Consider the following 26829-nt stretch of genomic DNA (forward strand, 5'->3'; position numbering starts at 1 on the left):
AGCGCGATGGGGAAAAAGAGTTGATTACCGGGTGCGCCGGAACGTAATGGGCATGCAGGCCGTAGCGGCAGGATCGCAGGTTTCCTGCAAACCCGCATCGAGGCTATTGTTCACCTCCCCAGGTACGTTGAGCCGAAACTGAATCACCGGCAGACCATTCAGCGGCGTTGATGAGCCGGTCAGAATAAAGGCGTCGGAGTCGTTATACGTTTTGTTGTCACCCGTTCCCTGGTTCCAGCCGGTCAGTTTATACGCTTTTTTGCCCACGCGCAGGAGTTGATGCTGGGTATCGAACTGCTGCGTGGCCAGGTCGACGCCGATAGCGATCAGGTACGTAGCATTGCTGGGTAAGGGAAGGCTCGCGCTCGACCGGAAGCTGTAGCGCCCCTCTTCGTTGGTCCGGGTTGAGGCCAGCCAGTTGCCATCGGCGGTGTAGAGCGAGAGCCTTACACCCGCCAGCGCCGGTTCGTCGGGATCCTGCACGCCGTCGCCGTTGGTATCGACCCACAGTCGGTTGCCGATGGCGACGGGGGCCATATCGCACAGGGCGCAGAGCATCCCTAAACCGTTGGCCGAACCAAACGTAGCCCGGGGTGCCGCGGGATCACTGCTGAGGCCATCACGGTACACTTCGTAGCGCCGGATCAGGTCACCATTGTACATGTCGAACATCGACGCCCCACCCGACCAGGTGGTGAGCGGATTGTAGACCGAAGCAACGAGGTTTGTCAGGTTTGGATTCGCCAGCAGTGAGCCGGTAAAGGTTTCCTGGTTGGTTGTTGTTGCAAACGGTGGGTTGTACTGCTCCCAGGCGTAAAATTCACCGTTCGCCGTGCCATCGCTGGGGCCTTGCCCATTGCCCACACCGCTGCCCGAGTGCGAACCTGCCGAACCGTTGGCCTCAAGCACGTACGTATCGTTCAGCAACGCAGCCCGTAGCAGGTCGCCTCCTGCGTAGCCACTGTAGAGCACCGTTGGCGTCGGTGACGACTCGGTGGGCGACGGCTGGTTACGCGATGTCTGGTGGCCGGTGCGGTCCATAAAGCCCAGCACCATGGCGCCTTCGGCGTCAAAGACGATCGACGACAGGATGGGTTGCGGGCGCACCACGCGCAGAAGCTGCGGCGTGCTGCTGTTGTTGAGTACATTGGTGCTGTAATCGGCCCAGTTGTCGCTCCACCACTCCCAATGGTTGGCCAGCGACGACGCGTCGTCGGCCCCGCGCAGGGTCCAGCCTTTCTGGTACGCCAGTGAGACAGTCAGAACGGGCGTCGGATTGAACTGCTGCGTCGCCAGGTCAAATGCATAGACATAGGCTTTCAGGTCGTTTCGGTTGCGGCTTATGGAGGCATCGTTGACGACGCCGACGTAGAGTTGCCCGCGGTAATAATTGACCGCCCAGGGTCGGTTAATCCCCTTGTCGGTATCCAGTTGCGGAATGGCGTAGCTGGTAAAATCGCCCGCGCCAATCTGGCTACCGGGCCGGGCGGGTGCGCCCAGGTAGATGCTCACCAGCGTTTTTTCGTACAGATTGACCGTCCAGAGGCGGTCTTCCTGCGGCGTGAACGTAGCCCCACCGAACCCAACCTTACCAATCATCGGGAACACCGACGCGTCGACACTGGTGGCACCTACGGTAGCAGACAGCGTGCGGGAGGCTAGGGCGGTTTTGTCAGCATTGGACGCTAGCGTCAGGAAATTGCCCGCGTCGACGTACGAGACGGTGCCGCTGTTGCCGCTATTGGCCCAGTAGATACCGCCCAGCCCCAACGGCCCCAGCGCAGCATGCCGTTTCAACACGCTCAGCGTAAACAGTTTTTGCGACTGCCGCTGATAGGCCGTGCCCCAGACCGTACCCAGGCTGTTGCTCGACGTGACCTGCGTAGGCGTGACGTTGTCGGCCAGGGCCGTCGTCAATACCGTTGCTGGGAACGAGACCATACCCTGGGCCTCGCGCAGTGCCCCACTCTGGTACACCGGTACGGCCAACGGGGCGTCGGCCTGGCAATAATCGCTGGGATCGCCCAGGCCGAAGAGTACGGTGGTGGTGGGTGCCTGTACAAACTGCACCGACGAACCCGTACCGGGCGAGTCAAACGTGTAGGGGAGCCGGTTGGCCAGTTCGAGGCGAACCCGTTTGCCACTGGGGACCTGGCTCGCGTCAAACGTAAAATGGCCATCAAGACCGGTTGTTGCCGTGACGGGCTGCGGGATACCTTCTACGTAGGCTAGTACGGGAAGGCCAAAAGCACCCAATTCAGCCGGCTCGGCCGTTGACTGAATGCCATTACGGTCAAAATCCCAGAAAACGACGCCGCTTACCTGGGCCGATACGGGTGTGCTCCCCAGGCTAAGAACGAGTAGTAACACGCCACTGACCGCCCGGCAAGTATGTTGCGAAAATAACCTAAGGCACAGGCGAACGTGCGTCCGCCGAGCTAAGGCTACGAGGCCGTGATTCATGAATTTCCACATTTACAGATGTATAGAGGGCGTAGCCAAAACCGTGCCATTTCCAGTGGCGCGTATTTTCCTCTATACTTGCGCAGCGTTTGGCCTTATTTATACTCAACTTGCTGAGGGGTCGCTAGTTGGCGGCAAGCCACTTGCTGGCAGCCCGCTTCGTTATCAGACCTCAGGCCAACATCAGTCCGGCGCGTTTTTCTGATCTACATGTACCACATCGTAACGCATAACTCCGCTTCTACGCCGGCCTTACCAGCGTACAGCGAAGCAGGGTTCTGGTTCAACGAAGAGGCGCAGCTTCGGCAGCAGGACGGAGGCAATTTTCGGTTGTTGACAGTCCACAATCCGCTTACCCGGCTGGCCGATGCCCGTTGCGCTTTGTTTATCGACGATCAGTTGGCCACTAGCCCCAAAGCGGCCCCTTTCGGGTCGATCGAATTCGTGGAAGCCCTGCCCGACTCAGCCCTGCATGCGCTGATCGATTCGCTGGAGGCCGAAGTACAGCACCTGAACGTACCGACCCTGCGGCTCACCAACTACCCGCACGCCTATGCGGCCCGGCAGGCCGAGCGGCTCGTGGGGCTGTTGCGGCGGCGTGGATACCGGGTAGCCGACCAGTTCCTCAACTTTCATATCGACGTGTCGGCGCAGCCTTTGGCGGGCAAACTGCATCGATCTGAGCGGCGTCGGCTGGCAAAATGCCTTCGGAGTGGGTTTACGGTGGCGCATTGGGCGCAGCCACCCGTTGCCGAGGTAGTTCGGTTTATTGAGCGGAGTCGGCAGCAGCAGGGCTATCCGCTCACGATTTTGCCCGACCGCTTGGCGCAGCTGCTGAAGCGGTTTCCTGAGCAATACCCCGTCTTCGCGGTATGGGACGGCAGCACGCTTGCCAGCCTGACGGTGGCAGTGCGGGTACGGCACGACATCCTGTACAATTTTTTACCGGCTGACAATCAGCATTATCGGACTTTTAGCCCGGCGGTGTTGCTGACCCAGGGACTCTATACCTTTTGCCAGCAACACGCCATCACGCTGCTCGACCTTGGCGTTTGCCTCGACGCCCAACGAGCGCCCAAGCCCAGCCTCATGCGGTTCAAGCGCAATCTTGGCGCGACGGCCAGTTGGAAGGTTGTGCTGGAAAAACAGCTACAGGTACGTTGATCGAGCAGCTGGCAACGTACCTGAACGCTTAGAGCGTTTCGCTGATCAGGCGGCCGATAGCCTCCAGGCCCTCTACATCGGCCTGCGTGAAATCGTCGAGCTGATCACTATCAACGTCGAGCACCATAGCTACCTCGCCCGCCCGATCGAAAATGGGTACGACGACTTCTGACTTCGACAGCGAGCTACAGGCAATATGCCCCGGAAACGCTTCTACGTCGGGCACGAGCAGGGTTTCGCGGCGGGTGTAGGCGGCGCCGCACACGCCCTTATCGAAGGCTATCCGCGTGCAGGCGATAGGTCCCTGAAACGGCCCCAACACCAGTTGATTGTCTTTTTTAAGGTAAAAGCCCACCCAGAAAAACCCAAAGGCTTCTTTGAGCGCCGCCGCCGTATTGGCCAGATTGGCGACCAGATCGGATTCACCGGCCATCAGGGCCTGTAGCTGCGGAACCAGGCTATCGTAAACAGCCGCCCGCGCCTGCCGGTTGGCCGGGTCTACTTGCGGGAGAATCAGGGATTCAGCCATAGAAAGGAAAAAAGATAACGGTCAGTTGCCGACGGTATTGTCTGGTATTGACAACCCCGCCAGACAGCGAATCAGCTCAATTTACCGAACCGCTGTCTGGAAAAAATAGCGCTTCAGCCAGGTTGACTGAGCGGGCACTTGCCATTGCGACAGGTAGTCGGCCTTGGTTTTGATCAGAGTGTTGAACACCGGCGTGTCAGGCGTGAGTGTCCCATCGGCTACGGCAGCTTTGATCGCGGGCAGGGGGAGTGCCTGTACCGACCCATCGGCCGCCAGGTACGTTGCCGAGCGGTCCATGAAGTCGACAGGCTCACCGTCGCGGCTCAACTGCTGGCCAATGGCCTGCACGGTATGCACCGATGAATCGATGGAACAACCACTGGGCAAACCGGCTCCTTCATCGACAGCCAGCAGCAAAAACCGGTTGTTGACCACCTGTGCCGAAGCCAGCAGCGGATGGCCGTGGGCAGCCCACGACTCCAGGGCGGGCCGGATCGCCGTTTCGATGGCCGATGCCTCAGCCGTCGTCAGAGCGCGGCTGGCCTGATACACCCAAAGCCGGGCGCCGGGCGTGATTTGATCGAATGAGATGAACATAGCAGCGAATGAATGATGACTAGTGGACAGTGTACACAGAGCTCATGCGTCGGCCCTTGTACCTTGTCCATTAGTCATCATTCATTCCTTACAACCCCTGCCCCTGGGCGATGAGTTCCGAAATGTCGTAGACCCGAACACTGTCTTCGCGGTTCTGATTTTTGACCCCGTCGCTCATCATCGTCATGCAGAACGGGCAGGCGACGGCGATGGTATCGGCCCCCGTGGCGAGGGCTTCCTGGGTACGTTCGACGTTGACGTCTTTCTTGCCGGGTTCGGGCTCTTTAAAGTATTGTGCGCCACCGGCTCCGCAACACAGACCGTTGGCTTTCACCCGCTTCATTTCGACCAGATCGGCATCGAGCGCAGCCAGCACGTCGCGGGGCGCTTCGTAGACCTTGTTGGCCCGGCCCAGGTAGCACGAATCGTGGAAGGTAATCTTGCGGCCTTTGAATGACTGGCCCCCTTCGATCTTTACCCGGCCTTCGTTGATCAGCTGCTGCAAAAATTGCGAGTGGTGAATCACTTCGTAGGTACCGCCCAGATCGGGATACTCGTTTTTCAGGGTGTTGAAGCAGTGCGGGCAGGCCGTCACGATCTTCTTCACGTTGTAGCCGTTCAGCACCTGAATGTTGCTCACGGCCTGCATCTGAAACAAAAACTCATTACCGGCCCGGCGGGCGGGGTCACCCGTGCAGGCCTCTTCAGGACCCAGCACGGCGAACTTGATGCCCACGTGGTTCAGGATGCGCACAAAAGCGAGCGTCACGCGTTTGTAGCGGTCATCAAAAGAGCCGGCGCAGCCAACCCAGAACAAAATTTCGGGCTCCTCACCAGCGGCCATCATGTCGGCCATAGTGGGCACCGAGAAAACTCTTTCAGCAGTATCCATATCAATTCGTCCAATTACGTCAAAACAGCCCGTCGCCGGGGGATTTGTCGCTTTGTGACCAGTTGTTGGAAGGCTTTTCTGACGAAATAGGCGACGCTTATCAGCATAACTAAGCCCAGGCAGTATTCGGTAACGTTCAGGGGTGTGCGGATGAGCTCGACGCGCGTGTAGATGGGTTCATTGAGCGACCACCACAGGGTAGGATGAATGGCCGATGCCGCCGACAGAATTAGTAGCATCACCACGTCGCGCCGCTGCTGCCAGTCGATTACCAGCAGCACGAGCGGCAGCAGGATGATATAGGCGTAATTGCCGAATGAGCTTTTATGCACCAGCATCAACGAGCCATACACAACCACCCATACCATGGGCAACGCCCGTTCGTAGGACGCCGACGCCTGCCGGGCTTTCCAACCGGCAAAGCCGCTGATCAGCAGCATGGCAACCAGCCCGATGGCGCTTACTTGACCGGCATACGCCATAAAATCGCCGATAAGGGGAGCCGCCACCGTCCAGAGGTTGGGGGCAAAGCGCATCTCGCCCATCGCCAGCGGCGTGAGCATTTTTTCGCCCGTCAGCCAAACGGTCAGCGCCAGCGCAGGTATGCCCACGGTTGCCAGCCCCAGCACGTAGCGCCAGGGCCGGGCTACCCAAGCCAGCACGGCCAGCACCACAAACAGCGTCAATGCTTTGGTGGTGAGCAGGGCAACAGCCCACCACACCCCCAGCCAGAACGCGTTACGCCAGCGGTGCCATACCAGCACGCTACCAAGGGCAAACAACCACATCAGGATGTCTTCCTGCCCGCCCAGCACGGCGAACACCAGGGGGGCCGGTAGCATCAGGTACAGAATGGCCAGAAACGTCGGGTTACGGGCAGGCATCGTTTGGCGAGCCAGCTGGTACGTCAGCCACCAGGCAATCCCTTCCAACACGAGCATTTGCAGCGTGATCATCCTGACGTCATGCCAGACCAGCAACGGCAAGCCGGTGAAATAACTGAACAGCGGGCTGTAGGGCGACCAGAAATCGCGGTAGACCACATCCCCCCAAAGCGCCTGCGTAGCGGCCTCGTAGAAGAGCGGCACGTCGGAGCGAGGTTCCAGCCCTAGCACCAGATAAATGCCAACAAATGGCACAATACGACAAAGAACAAAGGCACCAACCAGCAGCCTGTACGTCTGCGGTGGTTTTAATTGACCCAGGTACGTTCTGAACCTGCCAGCGGTTAAACAACCGATGGTGGCCAGCACAACGAGGGCGATTTTTAACAAAAGCGTATTCATAAGTAGGTGATCACTGAACGGCGGTTGCCGAAAGTTACGCCTATTTTGATACGCAAGTAAGCCAAAAGGTAAGGTGAGAAATGCTAAGTCTTTTTACTTCGAAACCGGCTCATTGACCTGCGCGGCCCAGTTAAACCGATCGCTCGGCGAGAACTTCCAGGGGGCCATGTTATTCTCCACGTTGCTGAACATAGCATTCCAGGAGGCGGGTGCCTGTGCATCTTCCATCACTTTAAAGCGGCGCATCTGCAAAATGATGTTCAGCGGGTTGATGTTGACCGGGCAGGCATTGACACAGGCCTGGCAGGTCGTGCAGGCGTTAATCTCCTCGACCGTCGTATAGTCGCCCAGTAGCGATTTACCATCGTCGTAATCGGCGCCGTGCTGTTGCCGGTTGTTGATAATCTCTTCGGCTCGCCAGCGCGTATCCATCATGATCTTGCGTGGCGAGAGTTTCTTGCCCGTGATATTGGCCGGACAGGCGGCGGTACAGCGGCCACACTGCGTGCAGGAGAACGCGCCCATGACATCGACCCACGACAGGTCAGGTACGTCTTTGGCGCCAAAGCGCCCGATGTCCGACGGCTGCTCGCCGTTTTCGTTGGGCTGACTCCCGTCGGCTTCCACCGTCTCCGGCGAGTTCGCGTCCGGCTGAATACCCAGCGCCAGCTGCACCTCTTTGGTGATACTGGGCATGTTCTTCATTTCGCCCTTCGGTTGAAGATCGGAGAAATAGACGTTGGGGAAAGCCAGGCCAATGTGCAGGTGCTTCGAGTAGGTTACGTAAGCGGCAAAGAACAGGATGCCCAAGATGTGGAACCACCAGGAGAACCGCTCGTAGGCCACCAGCGCGGTATCGCTCAGCCCCGTGAAGAGCGGTTTCAGGTACTGGCTGATCAGGAAATCGGGCACGACGCCCTTCAAATCGCCGTAGTAGCCAACGCCCCGGTCGCGCAGCACACTGTCCGACGCGTTCCAGGTCAGGAAGGCAATCATGAGCACGATCTCGAAGACCAGAATAAGCGTGGCGTCGAGGCGGGGCCAGCGCGGGCGCATCTCCTCGTGATTGTCAGCTTGCAGGCGGGGCACGCGGGTCAGGTAGCGGCGGCTCAGAAAGACCACGCAAACGGCCAGCACGCCGAAGGCCAGCACCTCGAACACGTTGATCAGGAACGGGTAGACGGGCGCGATGTAGGGCGCAAAGACCCGGTGCGTACCCAGGAGACCATCGATAATGATCTCCAGAATCTCTAGGTTGATGATCACAAACCCCAGGTAGATAACCAGGTGCATTAGTGCCACGGTGAGGTTGGTAAACATCTTTTTCTGCCCAAACGCCACCAGCAGCATCACCTGAAACCGTTCGGCCGCGTTGCCGGAGCGATCTTCGGGACGACCCAGGTTAATGGCGCTGGCAATGTATTTTACCCGCCGGGTGATGATGACGGCCGCCGCCGCCAGCGCAAGAGCAAACAGAATTTGTTGAACGATGTGCATGTAAGGATTTATAAAAGATGACTGACGATGTACAAAGTAGCGATCATTTTACAGGCTAACCAGACGACTAAACGCACTGACCACCAACCGATAGCGACTGGCACAGCCGGAGCTAACCGTGTAGTAGAAACTTTTTTTCGGGCTTAGGGTTGCAAAACCTGTATCTGCCCCCTACTTTTGCACCCACGTTTGACACACAGACGTCGCGGTGATGTAGCTCAGTTGGTAGAGCAAAGGACTGAAAATCCTTGTGTCGGCGGTTCGATTCCGTCCATCACCACCGCGCCGAGCCTCACTGCTCATGAAAGCCTTCCCCATCGGGAAGGCTTTTTTATTGGCCCAACTGGCCGTTGCAGGCCACAGACCGGCAACAAAGGTTTGCGATGGAAGCGAATTACTGACACTGACTTTCATGGCGGCGAAGGTACATATTTTTTTGAATAGTATGCATGCATACTATTTCTGCTATATTTGTGCTTATTCCGAACTAACTTTTGTTATTACAGAAAAGACGTAACGAGCGGTCTGTCGCTACACGCGGAACGCTACGGTTACGCCTCTACGAATATGGACGCATACATTGTTGCTGGCTATCGTAGCCCCGTTGGTAAAGCCCCGCGCGGTGGCCTTCGTCTGACCCGCCCCGACGACCTTGCGGCAGAAGTTATCAAGCATTTGCTGGCGCAGGTGCCCAACCTTGACCCCGCCCGCGTTGAAGATCTGATTGTTGGCAATGCCGTGCCGGAGGCCGAGCAGGGCATGCAGATTTCGCGCTACATCGCGCTGCTGTCACTGCCCAATAGCGTACCCGGCATGACCATCAACCGCTATTGCGGCTCGGGGCTGGAAGCCATTGCCATTGCATCGGCCAAAATCCACGCCGGGCTGGCCGACTGCATCATCGCGGGCGGCACCGAGTCGATGTCGATGGTGCCGGTGATGGGCTGGAAGACAGCGCTTAACTACAATATCGCTCAGGCGCACCCCGATTATTACATTGGCATGGGCCTGACCGCCGAGCAAGTCGCTCAGCAGTTCAACATCAGCCGCGACGCGCAAGATGAGTTTGCCCTCGAATCACACCAGAAAGCGCTGAAAGCACAGGCCGACGGCAAGTTTGCCGAGGAGATTGTGCCGATTAACGTGAAAGAAACGTACTTCGATGCCGATAGCGGCAAGAAGAAAACCCGCGAATGGACCGTTGCCCAGGATGAAGGGCCCCGTAAAGACACGAGCGCCGACGGACTGGCCAAACTGAAGCCGGTTTTTGCGGCGGGCGGTTCGGTAACGGCCGGTAACTCCTCACAGACGTCGGACGGTGCTGCGTTCGTGATTGTGATGTCGGAACGGCTGGTGAATGAGTTAAGCCTGAAACCGGTAGCCCGGATGATGTCGTACGCGACGGCCGGGGTGGAACCGCGCATTATGGGCATCGGACCCGTGGCGGCTATTCCCATCGCGCTGCAGAAAGCCGGTCTGAAGCAGGATGACATCGATCAGATCGAGTTGAACGAAGCCTTTGCCGCTCAGTCGCTGGCTGTTATTCAGGAACTGGGTCTCGACCGCAGCAAAATCAATCACAACGGCGGGGCCATTGCCCTGGGCCATGCCCTCGGCTCAACCGGTGCTCGCCTGTCGGTACAGCTGCTGAACGAGATGCGCCGCCGCGACGAAAAATACGGCATGGTGTCGGCCTGCGTAGGTGGCGGGCAAGGTGTCGCTGGTATCTTCGAGCGCATCAACTAACGCATACGCTTTCCAACTAGAAGGGCGTTTTCCGAGCAGACCACGATTGTTCTGCTCGGAAAACGCCCTTTTTATAACGTACCTGGGGTTAAGTTCCGGTCAACGTGCCGGAGGCAACGTCTCGTCGGGCGATTTGACCAACCCCCGATGATCGTGTGTGTCGTCGCTTCGTAGCTTCTTGCCGGTTTCTCTGATGGCTTCTTCGACGGAGTGCGATTTTCGCAGATCACTGGCCTGTCGCGTCAGCTCGGCCATGGTGTGGTAATGTTCGCACAGAATCTGTAGCTCCTGTTCCGTGAGCTCTTCAACCGAAACGAGCCGATTGCTGGCGCCTTTGGTGGCGGCAATCAGCTCGTTTAGCTTAAGCTGAACCGCCAGCGATTCTTTATTCTGGGCTTTCTGAATGACAAAAACCATCAGGAAGGTGATGATGGTGGTCCCGGTGTTGATCACCAGCTGCCAGGTTTCGGAGTAGTGGAAAACCGGTCCTGTAACCGCCCAGATCAGTACGGTGCCCAGCGCTAACAGGAAAGCGGTTGAGCTGCCGGTGATGCGCGTAATCTTGAGCGCAAACTGATCGAACCGCTCCGACCAGCCTTGATGCGGCTTGACGTCATGGGAAAGGGTCGTGTCTGTCATATCGAGTGAAGTGTTTTGCGGTGAACGTTGGCTTCTGCGTAAACGCCTTATTCGTACCAAACGGCCTGCCGAATACCATTAAAATGATTATAAATCGAGCAACGGCCCCAACCGTTCGCCAGGTTAAACAAGGCTACGCCACCGCTGCTGTGTTGACCAGTGGCGGTGGCGTAGCCTTGTTTACTGAGATCAGGCTGTGAGGGCCTCTTCCCGCTTCGCCTGCTTTTTGCGATGCTGCCGCGTGTAGATCAGGTCGTACATAACGGGCAGGATGAGCAGCGACAGAATGGTGCTGGTGATCAGCCCGCCGATCATGACGGTGGCCAGCGGCTTTTGCGTTTCGGAACCGATGCCCGTTGAGAGGGCCGCCGGCAATAGCCCCAACGAGGCCATCAGGGCGGTCATCACGATGGGTCGCACGAGCGAAATGGCGCCTTCACGCACGGCATCGTTGATATTCATCTTATTATGCTGATTTTCCTTGAAACGTCCCAGCAGAATCACCCCGTTGAGTACCGATACACCAAATAGGCAGATAAACCCAACGCCCGCCGAGATGCTGAAGTTAATGCCCGTCAGCCACAGCGACAGGAAGCCTCCGATCAGGGCAAACGGTACGTTCAGAATGACGAGTGTGGCGTCGAGCGCCGACCCAAACGTGAAGAGCAAGATCAGGAAGATCATCACTATGGAGATGGGCACGACCATTTCCAGCGTTTTTTCGGCGCGGGTCTGGTTTTCAAACTCACCCGCCCAGCGCATCCGGTAGCCGTCGGGCAGTTTGACCTTCTGAGCCACGGTTTTCTGCGCTTCGGCGATGGTACTGCCCAAATCGCGGCCTCGCACCGAGAATTTGATGGCGATAAACCGGGCGCTGTTTTCGCGATACACGAACGCCGGACCCGACTGCGTGCCGATGGTGGCAATCTCTTTCAGGGGCACTTTGGCGCCCGAGCGGGTCGGCACCAGCAGGTTCTCGATCAGTTCGGGCGAGTAGCGGAACTGCTCACCGTAGCGCACCTTCACGTCGTAGCGGCGTTCGCCTTCAAAATATTGCGTCACGGTCTTGCCCCCAATCGCCGTTTCGATCACCGACTGCGCCATCTCCGTAGGTACGTTGTACAGCGCGAGTTTCTGCGGGTCGAGCGTGATCCGGAATTCCGGCTGCCCCAGGTTGCGGAACACCCCGAGGTCTTCCACGCCGTTGATCGTCCGCATCACGTTGTAGACCTGCGTGGCTTCCTTGTCGAGTACGTTCAGGTCCTGCCCGATGATCTTGATCGCCATCGACCCTTTTACGCCCGATACGGCCTCTTCCACGTTGTCAGAAATGGGTTGCGAGAAGCCAAACGTAACACCCCGGAAACGAGCCAGTTTCTGGCGCATCTGTTCGATCAGCTCTTCTTTGCTCACCGCCTTGCCGTTGTTGCGCTCGGGCCAGTCTTCTTTCGGGTACAGGTCCACGAAGAATTCGTTGTTGAAGAAGCCCGTCGGGTCGGTACCGTCGTTGGGACGGCCCGTTTGCGAAATTACGCCGCGCACTTCGGGGAATTCGCTGAACACCGCCCGGAACTTGCGGGTGTAGGCGTAGCTTTCGTCGAGCGACACCGAATAAGGCAGGCTGGCCCGCACGTAAATCGAGCCTTCGTTCAGGCCCGGCAGAAACTCGGAACCGACCCGCGTCAGAAAGAGGAAACCCGATACCAGCAACGCCCCCACGGCAATACCGATGATGGTTTTGGGCTTACGAATGGCCCAGTCGAGGGCGGGTGTGTACCCTTTAGTGAGCCCTTCGACCAGCGGGTTATGCCGCTCGCGGACGTTCTTTTTCAGGAAGAGCGAACACAGTAAGGGAATGAGCGTAAGGCTCACGATCAGGGCACCAAGCAGCGCGAAGCCGATCGTCCAAGCGAGTGGACTGAAGAGTTTGCCTTCGACTTTCTGGAAGGCGAAAATGGGCAGCAGGGCCGTGATGATGATGATCTTAGCGATGAAGATCGACTTGCCCACTTCGGTGGCCGTGCCCGCAATCCAGCTTAGCTTCGCCCGCTTGTTGAACTGCATCATCCCCATGGTTTCGGCCCGGTGCGCCAGCATGACAAACACCCCTTCGACCATCACCACGGCCCCATCGATGATGATCCCGAAATCGAGTGCGCCGATACTGAGCAGGTTGGCCGTCATGCCCCGCGCTTTCAGGCAGACAAAGGCAAAGAGCAGCGCCAGCGGAATTACAATGGCCACGGTGAGCGTGGTGCGCCAGTCAGCCAGGAACAGCAGCAGGATGACCGTAACGAGGAAAATACCCAGAAACACGTTTTCGCCCACCGTATGCATGGTGTAGTTATTCAGCGTGGTGCGGTCGTAGAAGGTTTTGATCTTCACGTCCTTGGGCAGGATCGAATTGTTCAGCTCGTCGATCTTCTCTTTCAGGGCGGGAATTACCTCGTTGGGGTTTTCGCCTTTCCGCATCACCACGATGCACTCAACCACGTCGTCCTGCTTGTTGCGACCCACGATACCCAGCCGGGGCTGGAAGGATTCGCGCACCGTGCCCACGTCACGTACCCGGACCGGCACGCCGTTGACGTTATCGATGATAATGCCCGCCACGTCTTCGGGTTTGGTGAGCAGGCCAATGCCCCGCACCACGAGCGACTGATTGCCTTGTTTGATCACATCGCCCCCCACGTTGATGTTGCTCTGGTGAATGGCATCATCCACGTCGAGCGTCGTAAAGCCGTAGTTAGCTAGCAGCGTAGGGTCGAGACTTACCTCGATGGTTTTCACTTTCCCGCCGAAGCTCACCACGTCGGCAATGCCAGGAACACTCTTGATCTGCCGCTCGATCACCCAGTCCTGGATGGATTTCAGCTCGGTGATGTCTTTGGTTTTGCTTTCCAGCGTGAACCGATAAATCTCGCCCGTCGGGCCATACGGCGGCTGAATTTCAGCCTGCACGCCTTCGGGCAGATCGACGTTGGCGATGCGGTTGGCCACGTTAGTCTGTGCCGTGAAATTGTCGACGCCATCGTCGAAAATCATGGTCACGACAGATAGCCCAAACAGCGACACCGACCGCAGCGTCGTCTTGCGCGGCACCGAGTTCAACTCGGTTTCGAGCGGGATGGTCACGTAGCGCTCCACCTCCTCGGCTGATCGGCCCGGCCATTGCGTGATCACAATGGTGTTGGTGTTGGTCACGTCGGGAAACGTCTCGACGGGGGTATTCAGAAAGCTCACCACGCCGCCCACAATCAGGAGCAGGATGCCGAAGAACACCGCAAAGCGGTTCGTCAGCGAGAAGGTGATGATACTGCGAATGAACTTGTTCATAAGCTTAAAGAGCGAACGAATGAACGAGCGAAAGAGCGATGCCTACACCGCAAGAGAAACAGGCCCCGGCAGGCCACTCTTTCATTCGTTCACTCATTATTTTTAGTCCGTTAAATCATTGTATAGCAGCAGACTTCCTTCCGTCACGACGGTGTTGCCGGGCTTTAGGTTACCCCCTTCCACGAAGGCATAGCGAGTCGTGTTTTTCTCCACGTTCACTTCCCGCACTTCGTATTTGTCTTTACCTGTTTGCAGAATCACGTAGTAATGGTCGCGGTCGAAAACGACGGCTTTCTGGGGCACCGCGAGCACATTGGCCGACGTACCCCCTACCGGACTGGCACCGCCGTTGTTGCCTACGTGCACGTGGATGGTGGCAAACATATCGGGTTTGAGCAGCCCGTCTCTGTTGTCGAGCACAATCCGCACCTTGAGCACCCGCGCCTGATTGTCGAGGATGCTGCTCACGTTGTCGATGTGGCCGCGAAACGTGCGGTCGGGATAAGCCAGCACCTGCACGTCGACGGCTTCACCCTGCTGAATCTGGGGAATATCCTGCTCATAGACGTTGGCCATCACCCAGATCCGTTGCAAGCTCGAAATGGTGTAGAGCGGGTTCTGGTTGTCGGCGCGCAGGTCCTGACCCGTGTTCACGTTCTTTTCGACGATGTAACCGCCAATGGGGGCTTTCACCGTGAAGTACGGCTGCCCGTTGCTGGCGTTGGTGCCACCGTAAACCCGCAGCACGTTGGCCGACTTACCCAACTCTTCCTGCGCTTTCTTGAGGTTGTTTTTGGCCGTCAGCATATCCGTCTGCGAGGCAAACCCAGCTTTGAACTGCGCTTCGGTGTTTTTCAGCGCCTGTTGCGCCACTTCCAGATCGGCCTTATCCGACTGGTAGTTGTTCACATAATTCGAGATATCGCCCGAGCGGATCACGGCCAGGTCCTGCCCCTTTTTTACGTAAGCGCCCAGCGTTACGTTGGCTTTCTCGACGTTGCCCGATACCAGCGGAAACACCCGCACGACGTTGTCCTGGTCGAAGGTAACAGTACCGTTGAGCGTCAGTTCGTTTTCGGGGTTCATGCGCCGAACCGAATCGGTCAGAAAGCTGGCCGTTGAATCAGCGGCAGACGTGGGTACGTTGGCCGCTTTTTCGTCCTGTTTATGCCCACAGGCAGCCAGCAGCAGCAGGGCGGGAATGATGAGGTGTGTCGTTTTCATGGAGTCGAAAAGTGAGAGCGCGAAAGAGTGAATGCGGAACGTACCTGCGAAGAGCATTTCGCTCATTCACTCGTTCACTCATTAAAAGAAGCGCGTGTTGGTTACGTAATCGAGCTGTTGCTGGCTCTGAAACAGGTTGTTAAGCAGATTGATGTGGTTGAGTTGCGCCTGTTGGTAGGTCCTGATTTTGTCGAGGTAATCGAGCAAGCCAATGACACGGCCATTGTAGGCCTTGGTAGCTTCCGTCGAGATCGTCTGGATGCGGTCGAGGTAACCAGCGGGGCGATCGTTCAACTGTGCGTAATAGGCGTTGAGTTTGTCGTAGGCGTTGAGCACATCGCTCTGCACCACGGCCTGCTGGTTTTCGACGCCCGCCTCCGCTGTTTTCGACGCCAATTCGGCGGCTCGAATGCCCCCCTGATTGCGGTTGCGCACGGGCAGATCCATCGCCGCCTGTAGTCCCGTAAAGTTGGTGAAGGCGTTGCCGTACCGCTCATACAGCACACCCAGCGTCAGATCGGGCGTGCGTCGGGCCTTTTCGAGGGTCAGGCTACGCTGCGCGTTGGTGATCTGTTCCTGCGTCAGGGCCAAGTCGGGCCGGTTGGTCAGGGCCGAGTCGAGCGCCGACGCCAGCACGGGCATCGGTTTGGTGGTCACGGGCAATTCGGTCGGTAAAATGAACGTACCGGCGCTCTGACGAAGCAGGACCCGTAGCGTCGCCTGCTCATCGGCAATCTGCGCCCGGTAGTTCGAGATGTTGGCTTGCAGGTCACGGTTGGCCACGTCGAGCCGGGTTACCTCATACTGGGCTGCGCCGCCCGTTTGCAACGCAATCCGCGTCGACTCGACGAGCCGCTGCTGCCTGGCCAATTCGGCCTGAAACAGGTTCAGCGCCTGCAAGTCGAAATACAAATCGGCGTAGGTGCTGTAAAGTTGGTAGCGGATCGACCGCAGTACGTCGCGAAAGGCGATCTGCGCCAGACTGCGGTTGCTTTCGGCCAGCGCAATCAGTTTGCTACGCTTACCCGCCAGCAGAATCACCTGCTGAAGTTGCAGGGCAACGTACCCACTGTTGAATGTCTGCGCGTTGAGTTCGGCCTGCGACGGTGTCGCCAGTGGCAGCACTTTTCCCGTGTTGGGGTTATACAGGTTGGTTTGAAACCACAGGTTTGGGTTGGGGCGCAGACCCGCCTGCGTGATGTTGGCACCAGCGATATCGATCTGGTATTTCTGAGCCAGCAACTGGTAGTTTCGCGCTAGCACCTGCGCTTCCAGTTGAGGCAGATTCAGGCGAATGGTGTCGGTAGCCGTTGGTGTGGTGGGCACATCAACAGTGCGGGGCTGAGCCTGCGCGGCCAGGCCAATGAGCCAAAACAGATTAGAAAACAACCAGCTTCTGGGGCCGCTTCCAATGCTAAAAGTCATAGTAATAACAGCGTTCGGTGTAGTAGTCGGCCCTATGTAGAATTACATCGGCTTTCTGGCTGCAAGTACTCGTGGTGCTGTTAAGGGCCGCTTAAAGAGCTATTAAGCCTGTCTTAAATACCTTGTTGTTTATCCTTAGTTTTATCATGGCCTTTTAATTAACCCCTCATCTGTCTTTAATACCCCCCCGGTAGGTTGCGCGCTTTCGCCAGATCACACTGAGCCATGCGCTTTCTCATCAGCCGTACCCCTTGTTTCGTTCTCCTTTTTTCCGCGCTTTCTTTTTCCGCCATCGCTCAGAAAGACAACAACAATAATTACCTGGACTCATCCAGCAATTGGAGCTTACACTACCAGTTCACAACGATTGTGCAGGGCCACACGGGCTTCCGGGGCGCTGGGTACGTTGGCCGAAACACGCTCAGCGATTTACCCGACACAACGCTTTCGGTCACGACAACCCTGTTTGTGGGGCGGCGGCTCTGGAAAGGCGCCGGCCTCTACCTTAACCCGGAGATTGCGGGCGGGCGGGGTGTGGGGCACCGCGATCCGAGTGCGCCTTACGACGAGACGCTCTACAATGCAGCGGTAGGGCTGGGTGGCTTTCCCAACGGCGAATCGTTCCGGATCGGGAGTGCCAAGCCCGCCGTGTATGTGGCTCGCTTTTATATGGAGCAGGTGTTTGCGCTGCCCGGTGCCCAGCCGGAGAACATCGAATCGGAGGCGAACCACGTGAAGCAGCAACGGCCCGACGCCCGCGTGGTCATTACGGCGGGGAAATTTTCGGTGGCCGATATTTTCGACAACAACCGCTACTCACATGACCCCCGCACCCAATTTATGAACTGGTCGCTGATGAGCTACGGCGCCTGGGATTACCCCGCCAACACGCGTGGCTATACCTGGGGGCTGGCGCTAGAATATGTGCGGCCCGCCTATGAACTGCGCGTAGCCTACAGCCTTATGCCCAAAACGGCCAATGGCGGCGTGCTTGACTGGAACGTGGGGCAGTCGGGGGGGCTGACGGTCGAGCTGGAAAGCCGCTATCGCCTGCTGAAACAGCCCGGCACGGTGCGGCTGCTTGGCTTCCGCAACACGTCGAAAGCGCCGCACTACGCCGACGCCACGCAGCGGCTGCTAACCGGCACGTATAACCCAGACCGACCCTACATTATATATGGTGATCAATATGGCGGGGTGAAGTATGGTTTCGGGCTGAGTCTTGAGCAGCCTCTGGCCCGGAATAGCGGCCTGTTTGCCCGCGTCAGCTGGAACGATGGCAAAACGGCGACCTGGGCCTTTACCGAAATTGACCGGAGCCTGGCGGTGGGGGCGTTTCTGGCCGGTCATGCCTGGGGGCGGCCCGAAGACGCGCTGGGCATTGCGGGGGTCGTCAACGGACTATCGCCCGAACACGTGGCCTTTCTGAATGCAGGCGGCGTGGCCTTTATGCTCGGTGATGGCCGACTACCCAATTACCAGACGGAGCAGATTCTGGAGGCCTTTTACAAGACCCGCCTCACCCGCACCCTGTTCCTAACCGCCGACTACCAGCTGATCGACAACCCCGGCTACAACGGCGACCGCGGCCCGGTGAACCTGTTCGCTATACGTACCCACGTGGAATTTTAAAACAGAGGACTATTTTTTTACTCTTCCGCCAGCACGCGCGAGATATTCATGCGGTAGACGCCTAACGCGGGCAGCGCCGCCGATACCAGCCCGATACCAATGGCGACGGCAAGCAGCCACCATTCGTCGGGCAGGATGGCGAGGTTGGCAAGGCTGTAATGGTAGTTTCCCTCGACAAACTGCGACAGCAGCCACAGCCCCAGCCGGCTGATGGCCAACCCGGCAACGAAGCCAATCAGCGCCAATACCAGTCCTTCGAGTAATAACATTCCGAATAGCTGCGCCCGCGTGGCCCCCATCGAGAGCATCAGCGCCATTTCATAGCGGCGTTCTTTCAGCGAGTTGTAGAGCGATACAAACACGCTGATACCCGCCACGATGATAATGGCCAGGGCCAGCCCGCGCAGGGTTTGCACGCCAACGCCCAGCAGTTCAAACAGCCGGTTTACCTCAATGGCTGGCAGGGCCGCCTGTAGCTTCGAATTGTTGTCGATGCCCCGCTTGAGCATCATCCCCATCGGGTTACGGAATTTGATCAGCATGGCCGTGATCTCGGGGCCGGGGCCAGCTTCGTGCTCGTCGGGGCCTTCCTCTGATACCGCTGCGCCCGGCCCGTCAGCGCCCGCAGGTACGTTGGCCGCTACCTCGTCGTGGTGTTCTTCATGCTCGTCGTGTCCGGCTTCACCATCTTCGTGCTCCTCATGGTTGTGCACCGCCCAGATGCTCGACACGTTGGTCAGGATGAGCTGATCGCAGACGCTGTTGCTGGGGGCCAGAATGCCGACCACCTTGTATTTTTTGTCGCCATGTTCTTCGCCATTGGCGTCCAGCCCGTGCTGACTGGCGAATGAATCGCCAACTTTCAGGCCTGTGATTTCGGCCACGCGCGGGCCAAGCACCACCTCCAGATCGGCCGCGAAGGGTTTTCCCTCACCAATGGTAGCCCCGAAGTGATCGAGGTATTTCTGGTTGGTACCCACGATACGAAACGAGCGGTAGCTGTCGCCCATCGCCAGCGGAATCGCCGTTTTGATGAGCGGATTGCGCGTCAGGCGTTGGGCTTCCTCAAGCGGAATATTGCCGGTGGGTGAGTCGATCTGGTAGATACTCGACAGAATCAGTTGCAGCGGCGATCCTTTGGCCCCAATGACCATATCGATCCCGCGCACGTTGCGGCTAAACTGATCCTGCAATTGCTTGTTGAGCAGCAGCAGCAGCGAAATAATGGCAATCCCCAGCGTCATCAGCAGGCCGCTCAGGAAGCTGCTCAACGGCTTATCTTTCAGGTTACTCCACGAAATCTTGGCGAGGTTCATAAATAAAGAGTGAAAGAAGGAATGAGCGACGGCGGAAACCCGCGCCCGACGGGGTCAGATCGGCAGAGAAAAATGATGGCTACTGATACGGAATCGTTTGTTCAGGTAAAGGCGGTGGGCCTCGGCGCGGTTCTCGCCATGGCCCGAATCCAGCGAGACCTGCTGAAAACCAGCCTGCCTAGCATGGTCGATCACAAAATCGAGCAACGCGCCTGCGTAACCATTACCCCGCGCCGTCGGCAGCGTGGAAAGATCATCGATATAAATCGTTTTGCCCGATACCAGCAGGGTCATTTTCCGAAAGGTAATCACAGCGGGCGCGTCGGTCTCGTCGCCGAGATCGACAAACGCCACGCTAAACCGCTCATGGGCCTGCTGCTCCTGCACAAGCGCCAGAATCTGTTCGGCAGTCAGGTGGGGACGCAGCGCCAGTAGGGCGGGTAAACAACGACGCAGGTCGGCTTCGGTTTGGGCAAGACGAATGAGCATAACGATGATGAGGGTGAGTAGACCGGTTAGAGTGCCGCCCGAATGCCCTGTAGCATAGCGTCGCCACCCCGCGTCAGCACGGCTTCGGCAAGGTCGTGACCCAGTTTTTCGGCCTCAGCAGGTGGCCCCACAAAGGTTTCGCGCAGCCACTCGTTGCCATCAAGGCTGATGATACCACCCGTCAGGCTGACCTGGCCCTCGGTCGTGTGGGTCGCCAGCGCAAACACGGGAATGCTACAGCCACCTTCCAGCCGACGCAGGTAAGCCCGTTCGGCTTTCACGCACACTTCGGTTGGTTCATGATTGGTCAGTCGACGAACGGCGGCCAGCTTATCGAGGGGCAGTGTATCGGCCACTTCAATGGCCACACTCCCCTGCCCCACGGCTGGCGTAAAGTCGTCGGTGGGCAAATGTTCGGCAATGAGGTCATCATAGTGCATCCGGTGTACGCCCGCATAGGCCAGTAGCAGCGCGTCGCATTGGCCTTCGTCGAGTTTGCGCAGGCGCGTTTGCAGGTTGCCGCGCATATCGACGACCTTGATGTGCGGACAGTAATGCTTCAGCATAGCTACCCGCCGCGTTGACGACGTACCCACGACGAAAGCCTGCCCACTCGTCAGCGAGAGAGTGGTATCACGGCTGACGAGCACATCGTTCACCCGTTCGCGTTCGGTAAAGGCAATAAGGCTCAGATCAGCGGGGAGGCTCGATTGCAAGTCTTTGGCCGAATGCACGGCGATGTCGATCTGCCCGGCGCGGAGCTGATCTTCCAGTTCCTGCGTAAATACGCCCTTGCTTCCTATCTTCGACAGCGACCGGTCCAGGATCTGATCGCCTTTGGTTTCAATCAACACCAGTTCAGACGTGAGGCCACCCGCCTGAAGCAATTCCTGTATGTATTCAGCCTGCCAGAGTGCCAGCCGGCTGCTACGGGTTCCAATCCGAATATGCATAGTACAAAGGTACAAACCATTAGCGGACGCGTGATGAGCTACAATGGATTGGCTGCACCGCTGAAGCCGTTCAGCCGCTACGATCTCTACAGTTGTGCGCAATTTTTGCCACACTGTTTCCCACATCCCACACTAGCTTCAACGCCAGTAACAACCCGCCAAAAAGGCTGATTTTGAGCCAGAATGGCTGTTTTCTCTGACACATTGGCGTTAAAAAAGCGCATTTTTCAGGTCGGCACAGGATTTGAATAATGGTATGCAGAACAGTAAACAACCAATACGATGAGAGCCATAGATCATGTGTTTAAAGGGAACGGCGGTCAGATCGACCTGCTGAACACCTTATACGGTGGGTCGAGTATGACCAATATGGACGTGAAACGTGAAGACGAGCGTCTGGTCATCAAACTGTCGGCCCCCGGCGTTAGTGCCAACGCGTTCAACGTACTGGTTGAAGGCAGCAAACTGGTGCTGTACACGTTGTTGGTGCAGGATAGCGACGAGGCATCGCAGCGTCTTGCCGTACCAATGTTTCTGAAAGTGGTAGACATCCCTGAGTTTATCGATGCCGAGCAGATCGAAGCCGAGCACGATCATGGTCAGGTAATGGTGTACCTGCCCTTTAAAGACGAAGAACATCTGCATCGCAAGATCGATATCAAGAATCTCTTCTAATGCTAGTGTTTTGCCTCTCAGGGCTACCTAAGTCGCCCTGTCAATCATAGATGCGTGCCGCCCAGCCTTACGAGGTTGGGCTTTTTTTTGCCCGACGCACTAGCGGCCTGATGGTATCCCACTCTACCGCTACCACGCAGCTCAAAAACAGCCCAAACAAGGCAAGATGGTATGGCACCGATAACCAGAGGTTGCGAATCTGGATAAACGAAGCCAGGTAAATCAATAGGCCCCCACCGGCAACGTACCCAACTGCCGATGCTACGTTATACGGAACAGGGTAATGCTTTTCGCCCAATACGTAACAGAGCGCCATCATCACGAAGCTGGAAATCAGAAATGCCCACGCGCACCCCATGTAGCCCAACTGCGGTATCAGCAGCCAGTTGAGCAGGAACGTTACGGCCAACCCTACGACGGTGATCAGCGTGCCGTATTTCGTCTTATCGGATAGCTTGAACCAGAACGAAATATTGTAATACACGCCCAGAAACAGGTTGCCCAGCATCAGCAGCGGCACCACGCCCAGCCCCACCCGGTACTTTTTCGACAGCACCAGGCCGGCCAAGTCCATATTCAGGCTGACGGCAACCCACAGTGCCACGCACACGATTACAAACCATTTGGTAACCCGCGCCAGCAAATCGGGCGCGTTTTTGTCTTCTGCCTTCCCAAAGAAAAACGGTTCCGCCGCAAACTTAAACGACTGAATGGCAAGGCTGATAAATACCGACAGCTTGAAGCACTGCCCGTAAATGCCCAGCGCATCTTCGGCAGTCTGCCCCGGATAAAAGCCGTCGGGCAGGAATTCGCGCAGAAAGAGGCGGTCAGTGAGGTTGTTGAGCACAGCCGCCAGCCCCGTCAGCATAATCGGGAAGGCGTAGGTGACCAGCGTTTTGGCTTCGGGCCACGCCAGTGTGAAGCGGAAGCCCCGGAAAGCGTTGCGCAGGATCAGGAAATAAAGCGCATTGGCCAGCAGGTTGGCCAGCAGAATATAGCCGGGGCCAATACTGGGCCGGTAGAAGAAATTCGCCAGCGGTTGCAGTTGGGGCAGGTAATCGCCCTCGGTGATGTCTTTGCAGAGGATCACGAAAAACACGTTCAGCAGCACGTTCAGGCCAATGTTGATGAGCTTGGCAATCACAAACTGCTTCGCTCTCCCCTCGACCCGCAGCCGCGCAAACGGAATAGCCATGATCGCGTCGATGCCCACGAGCAAGGCTGCCCATTGAATAAACAGCACTTCATCGGGGTATCCCATCGCTTGGGCAAGCGGTACCGAAAACACCAGAATCAGCGCCGTAGCGACCGCGCTGATGGTAGCGACAATGCTCAGCGTACGGCTGAAGACCTGCACTCGCTCGGCTTCGTTTTCAGCCCCCTTGTTGCGGGCGGCAAACCGAAAAAAAGCCGTTTCCAGCCCCAGCGTGTATATGGTCAACAATACACCGATCCAGGCGTAGAGCGTTACGTTCGACGCCAGCGAGGCGGGCTGCTTAAACGCGTACGTCTGAATAGGAGCCAGCAAGAAATTGACCGACCGCGCGGCAATGGTGCTGATACCATAGAGCGCCGTATCGCTGGCTAATTTTTTAAATGCACTCAAGGAAGTAGAAGTCTCGTCGGGAACGTACCCAGTTCCGCCAGGTACGTTGCAAAAGTACACCATACATCAGCCCGATGGCACATGCCGCCGCAGAACTGGCTTCTTCGCGTACACCAATGCCAACACCTTATGAAATGAGTAAAGCAACTGCATCTCTCTTTTCAACGAACCCCTGCTCTGGTCATGCGTTTCTTGCTCGTCCTGCCTATCGTATTGGTCTTCATAGTCCACACCGCTAGAGGCCAGGCTCATTTAGTACCTACCGATGGCTATTTTACACCTTCAGGTTCTGAACAGGCCTATTACCGCACGCTGCGGCAGAAATTGCTCGTTGGCCTTAGCGATGACAGAGGGCCAATGGCGCTGATTGTCGTTCAGCCTACGTTTCAGCCAGAGTACATACTTCATCTGTCCCGAAAAGGACCGGATCACACGCTCACAGTCCGTACGTGTCACCGCATCATCTGGTCCTTGTTAAAGCAACAGAATGGAGCTGATAGCGTGGCCAGTTTACCGCTCATCGAACACCGGCGGTTGATCGATCCGTCCCTGTTTGCGCAGTTAACCGAACTGTTCATTACCTGCACGAATCAGGCACACTACCGCAAACGAAAACGCCCAATCTCGGTAGCAGGCTCACCAGCGCTCATCGAACTCGATGTGGGCGTCGATGGCACTTATTATGACTTCGTGGCTTCAGATGGTGGACGTACCTGGTCGGGCAGAACCTATTCGCCAGCGGACCGGTCCTTGATGGGTGAACTGGTAGCCCTCACCGACGATCTCGTTGCTTTGGCCAACGGAAAAGGTACCGAAGCCGGGCTGCGGGTACGTACCCAGCGCTTATACAAAAAGATCGCGGCAGAATAGGTTATCTTTGTGGCCTGTTAATGAACCGGGTAGCGGGCCTGCCGGGTTCGGTTACCCATTTTACAATCCTGATGAAAATCTCTGCTGCGCTGCTGTCTGTGTATTACAAAGACGGCCTCGAACCCATTGTCCGACTGCTCCACGAACAGGGCGTTACGCTCTACTCGACCGGTGGTACCCAGACGTTTATCGAACAGTTGGGTATTCCCGTTATCCCCGTCGAATCGCTCACCGGCTACCCGTCGATCTTCGGGGGGCGCGTAAAAACGCTGCACCCGGCCGTATTCGGGGGCATCCTCTACCGCCGCGACAACGAGGGCGACGTGGCGCAGGCGCAACAGCACAGCATTCCCGCCATCGACATGACGGTGGTCGATCTGTATCCGTTTGAAGAAACCGTCGCCTCGGGGGCGTCAGCGGATGACATCATCGAGAAAATCGACATCGGGGGTATTTCGCTCATCCGGGCGGGGGCCAAAAACTTCCAGGATTCACTCATCGTATCGTCACGTACCCAATACGCCGACATCCTGCGCGTGCTCACCGAAACCGACGGGCAGCCTGACCTGGAAACCCGGCGGCGCTATGCGATGGAAGCCTTCGCCACTACGTCGCACTATGACACCGCCATCCACGCCTATTTCGCCGGACAAACCCCGGCTTCAACCAGGGGGACGGGCAACGGCCCCGCAGTCTCATTGCGTTACGGCGAAAACCCGCATCAGCAGGCAACGTTCTACGGCGACCTCGACGCCATGTTTGACAAACTGCACGGTAAAGAGCTGTCGTTCAATAACCTGGTCGACGTCGACGCCTGCGTGGGCCTGATTGACGAGTTTCAGAACGACGGTCCCACATTTGCGATCATCAAGCACACCAACGCCTGCGGTATTGCCTCGGCTCCCACGGCGGTTGAAGCCTATACCAAAGCCCTCGCCTGTGATCCGGTATCGGCCTTTGGCGGCGTGGTCATCACCAACGTACCGGTCGACCTCGCCACGGCGCAGGAACTCAACAAGCTGTTCATGGAAATCCTGATCGCACCTGCTTACGAGCCGGAAGCCCTGGAGCTGCTTAAATCGAAGAAAAACCGCATTCTGCTGACGCGTCGGCCTGTCGAGCTTCCCAACAAGCTGGTCAAAACCATCCTGAACGGCGTGCTCGAGCAGGACAAAGACAACGTCGCCGAAACCGCCGATCAGTTCAAGACTGTGACCGATAAGGCCCCGACAGCCGACGAGTTGAAAGCCCTCGAATTTGCGCTCAAAGTGTGCAAACACACTAAGTCGAATACCATCGTACTGGCTAAACCCGGCGTATTGCTGGCGAGCGGCGTTGGTCAGACGAGCCGGGTCGATGCGCTGCGGCAGGCGATCGAAAAAGCCCACTCGTTTGGTTTCGACCTAACCGGATCGGTCATGGCGTCCGACGCCTTCTTCCCCTTCCCCGACTGCGTCGAAATCGCCCACAAAGCAGGCATCACAGCGGTTGTGCAGCCCGGCGGTTCCATCCGCGACCAGGACAGCATCGACTACTGCAATCAGAACGGCCTGGCCATGGTCACGACTGGCGTTAGGCATTTCAAACACTAAATGAGTGAACGATGTACAATTGACAATGTACAATGGGACTAGTCGGATGCATTGTACATTGTCAATTGTACACCGTTCATTAAAACACCCTTATGCTTTACACGGCCTGGTGCGTACTGGTCTTTTCGCTGACATTTCTGCTGATGGTGCCGTTTGTGCTACTAGGTAGCTGGCTGGCTTCGAACAAAAGCTCGTTTGGCTTGCGGCTAGCCCACGGGGCCATACGTACCTGGGGGTATCTGGCCTTTCCGCTGGTCGGTATGCCCATCCGGGTTGATTGGCGATTCCGGCCCGAGCGCGGGAAGGCCTACGTGTACTGCGCCAACCATTTCTCCTACCTCGACATTGCCGTGCTGGGTGTTGTCATCCCCGGCCTGTACGCGTTCATCGGAAAAATCGGCGTAAAAAAGATCCCGCTCTTCGGCTACATGTTTGCCAAGCTGCACGTGATGGTCGATCGGTCGAGTGCCGAAAGCCGGGCCTACTCGCTCACCAAGTGCATGCGTACACTGGCAAGTGGGCGAAGCATCATTATCTTCCCCGAAGGCGGTATCAAAGCCCCCCTGAAACCCGACGGTTCGCCCCCAACGATGGTCTATCCCTTCAAAGATGGCGCCTTCACGATGGCCATTCAGCAGCAGGTGCCCATTGTGCCCGTCACCTTGCTCAACAACTACCGGCTCTTGCCCGATGCCAGTCCGTTTCGGGTTCATTGGGGAGCGGTGAAAATCGTCGTACACGAACCAATCAGCACCACCGGCCTGACGCCCAAAGACGTAGACGTCCTGCGCGAACGTACCTACCGGATAATCGAAGCAGAGCTTGGTCATTCATTGTCATTAGCCGCGCGTCATCAATAGTCATTGATTGTCATTTGTAGTCATTGATGGTCATTAGC

General features: G+C 57.2%; 22 protein-coding genes and 1 tRNA gene. 9 read left to right on the forward strand and 14 right to left on the reverse strand.

Going from position 1 to position 26829, the window contains the following annotated elements; all coding sequences use genetic code 11:
* Positions 1–24: 24 nt before the first annotated feature.
* A complete protein-coding gene (locus tag FAES_RS01100; protein WP_041257333.1) occupies positions 25–2370 on the reverse strand; it encodes an SdrD B-like domain-containing protein in 2346 nt (781 codons plus the stop codon).
* A gap of 303 nt (positions 2371–2673) precedes the next feature.
* On the opposite strand from FAES_RS01100, the gene FAES_RS01105 reads away from it, so the two are divergent.
* The gene (locus FAES_RS01105; protein WP_015329335.1) at positions 2674–3627 is read left to right on the forward strand and encodes a hypothetical protein; all 954 of its coding nucleotides are present in this window, start codon (positions 2674–2676) and stop codon (positions 3625–3627) included.
* A gap of 28 nt (positions 3628–3655) precedes the next feature.
* Here FAES_RS01105 and msrC read toward each other — a convergent pair whose 3' ends face one another.
* The 5 genes from msrC to FAES_RS01130 all read right to left on the reverse strand — a co-directional run bounded on the left by msrC (position 3656) and on the right by FAES_RS01130 (position 8428).
* Complete coding sequence (msrC, locus tag FAES_RS01110; protein WP_015329336.1) at positions 3656–4156, reverse strand: free L-methionine (R)-S-oxide reductase MsrC; 501 nt, start codon at positions 4154–4156, stop codon at positions 3656–3658.
* An 81-nt stretch (positions 4157–4237) separates the two neighbouring features.
* Positions 4238–4753 carry a hypothetical protein gene (locus FAES_RS01115; protein ID WP_015329337.1) on the reverse strand — a complete coding sequence of 172 codons (516 nt, stop codon included), beginning with the start codon at positions 4751–4753 and terminating at the stop codon, positions 4238–4240.
* Between the two features lie 88 nt (positions 4754–4841).
* Entirely contained in the window at positions 4842–5645 is an 804-nt protein-coding gene (locus FAES_RS01120) for a (Fe-S)-binding protein (protein ID WP_041257335.1), read from the reverse strand.
* 14 nt (positions 5646–5659) lie between these two features.
* Complete coding sequence (locus tag FAES_RS01125) at positions 5660–6931, reverse strand: hypothetical protein (RefSeq protein ID WP_015329339.1); 1272 nt, start codon at positions 6929–6931, stop codon at positions 5660–5662.
* 93 nt (positions 6932–7024) lie between these two features.
* Positions 7025–8428 (reverse strand): 4Fe-4S dicluster domain-containing protein, encoded by a 1404-nt coding sequence (locus FAES_RS01130; protein WP_015329340.1) that lies wholly within the window; start codon positions 8426–8428, stop codon positions 7025–7027.
* A gap of 207 nt (positions 8429–8635) precedes the next feature.
* Here FAES_RS01130 and FAES_RS01135 point away from each other — a divergent pair.
* The 3 genes from FAES_RS01135 to FAES_RS01145 all read left to right on the forward strand — a co-directional run bounded on the left by FAES_RS01135 (position 8636) and on the right by FAES_RS01145 (position 10174).
* Positions 8636–8708, forward strand: a tRNA-Phe gene (locus FAES_RS01135).
* A gap of 21 nt (positions 8709–8729) precedes the next feature.
* The gene (locus FAES_RS29410) at positions 8730–8945 is read left to right on the forward strand and encodes a hypothetical protein (RefSeq protein ID WP_065814275.1); all 216 of its coding nucleotides are present in this window, start codon (positions 8730–8732) and stop codon (positions 8943–8945) included.
* A 50-nt stretch (positions 8946–8995) separates the two neighbouring features.
* Entirely contained in the window at positions 8996–10174 is a 1179-nt protein-coding gene (locus tag FAES_RS01145) for an acetyl-CoA C-acyltransferase (protein ID WP_015329341.1), read from the forward strand.
* A gap of 99 nt (positions 10175–10273) precedes the next feature.
* On the opposite strand, the gene FAES_RS01150 is transcribed toward FAES_RS01145, so the two are convergent.
* From FAES_RS01150 to FAES_RS01165, 4 genes are all read right to left on the reverse strand, one after another.
* On the reverse strand, positions 10274–10813 hold the full coding sequence (locus FAES_RS01150) for a low affinity iron permease family protein (RefSeq protein ID WP_015329342.1): 540 nt from the start codon (positions 10811–10813) through the stop codon (positions 10274–10276).
* Positions 10814–11002: 189 nt separating this feature from the next.
* Positions 11003–14149 carry an efflux RND transporter permease subunit gene (locus FAES_RS01155; RefSeq protein ID WP_015329343.1) on the reverse strand — a complete coding sequence of 1049 codons (3147 nt, stop codon included), beginning with the start codon at positions 14147–14149 and terminating at the stop codon, positions 11003–11005.
* Positions 14150–14251: 102 nt separating this feature from the next.
* Positions 14252–15373, reverse strand: coding sequence for an efflux RND transporter periplasmic adaptor subunit (locus tag FAES_RS01160; protein WP_041258486.1), 1122 nt, complete (start codon positions 15371–15373; stop codon positions 14252–14254).
* 81 nt (positions 15374–15454) lie between these two features.
* The gene (locus FAES_RS01165) at positions 15455–16798 is read right to left on the reverse strand and encodes a TolC family protein (RefSeq protein WP_015329345.1); all 1344 of its coding nucleotides are present in this window, start codon (positions 16796–16798) and stop codon (positions 15455–15457) included.
* Positions 16799–17023: 225 nt separating this feature from the next.
* On the opposite strand from FAES_RS01165, the gene FAES_RS01170 reads away from it, so the two are divergent.
* The gene (locus tag FAES_RS01170; RefSeq protein ID WP_015329346.1) at positions 17024–18430 is read left to right on the forward strand and encodes a carbohydrate porin; all 1407 of its coding nucleotides are present in this window, start codon (positions 17024–17026) and stop codon (positions 18428–18430) included.
* Positions 18431–18447: 17 nt separating this feature from the next.
* Here the strand turns inward: FAES_RS01170 and FAES_RS01175 are convergent, their stop codons facing one another.
* Genes FAES_RS01175 through hemC form a run of 3 tightly spaced genes read right to left on the reverse strand, consistent with a single transcriptional unit; the run spans position 18448 to position 21188 of the window.
* Positions 18448–19746 carry an ABC transporter permease gene (locus FAES_RS01175; RefSeq protein WP_015329347.1) on the reverse strand — a complete coding sequence of 433 codons (1299 nt, stop codon included), beginning with the start codon at positions 19744–19746 and terminating at the stop codon, positions 18448–18450.
* A gap of 54 nt (positions 19747–19800) precedes the next feature.
* Positions 19801–20235, reverse strand: a complete 435-nt coding sequence (locus FAES_RS01180) for a GNAT family N-acetyltransferase (protein WP_015329348.1) — start codon at positions 20233–20235, stop codon at positions 19801–19803.
* Between the two features lie 26 nt (positions 20236–20261).
* A complete protein-coding gene (gene hemC / locus FAES_RS01185) occupies positions 20262–21188 on the reverse strand; it encodes a hydroxymethylbilane synthase (protein WP_041257337.1) in 927 nt (308 codons plus the stop codon).
* 282 nt (positions 21189–21470) lie between these two features.
* Here hemC and FAES_RS01190 point away from each other — a divergent pair, with 282 nt between their 5' ends.
* Entirely contained in the window at positions 21471–21863 is a 393-nt protein-coding gene (locus FAES_RS01190; protein ID WP_015329350.1) for an Hsp20/alpha crystallin family protein, read from the forward strand.
* 67 nt (positions 21864–21930) lie between these two features.
* On the opposite strand, the gene FAES_RS01195 is transcribed toward FAES_RS01190, so the two are convergent.
* Positions 21931–23469 carry an MATE family efflux transporter gene (locus FAES_RS01195; RefSeq protein ID WP_041257338.1) on the reverse strand — a complete coding sequence of 513 codons (1539 nt, stop codon included), beginning with the start codon at positions 23467–23469 and terminating at the stop codon, positions 21931–21933.
* Positions 23470–23652: 183 nt separating this feature from the next.
* On the opposite strand from FAES_RS01195, the gene FAES_RS30265 reads away from it, so the two are divergent.
* The 3 genes from FAES_RS30265 (at position 23653) to FAES_RS01215 (ending at position 26791) form a co-directional block, all read left to right on the forward strand.
* Positions 23653–24339 (forward strand): hypothetical protein, encoded by a 687-nt coding sequence (locus FAES_RS30265; RefSeq protein ID WP_015329352.1) that lies wholly within the window; start codon positions 23653–23655, stop codon positions 24337–24339.
* A 71-nt stretch (positions 24340–24410) separates the two neighbouring features.
* Positions 24411–25931, forward strand: coding sequence for a bifunctional phosphoribosylaminoimidazolecarboxamide formyltransferase/IMP cyclohydrolase (gene purH, locus FAES_RS01210; RefSeq protein WP_041258488.1), 1521 nt, complete (start codon positions 24411–24413; stop codon positions 25929–25931).
* Between the two features lie 92 nt (positions 25932–26023).
* Complete coding sequence (locus tag FAES_RS01215) at positions 26024–26791, forward strand: lysophospholipid acyltransferase family protein (RefSeq protein WP_015329354.1); 768 nt, start codon at positions 26024–26026, stop codon at positions 26789–26791.
* The last annotated feature ends 38 nt before the right edge of the window (positions 26792–26829 follow it).

The sequence above is a fragment of the Fibrella aestuarina BUZ 2 genome (assembly GCF_000331105.1).
Lineage (GTDB): Bacteria > Bacteroidota > Bacteroidia > Cytophagales > Spirosomataceae > Fibrella > Fibrella aestuarina.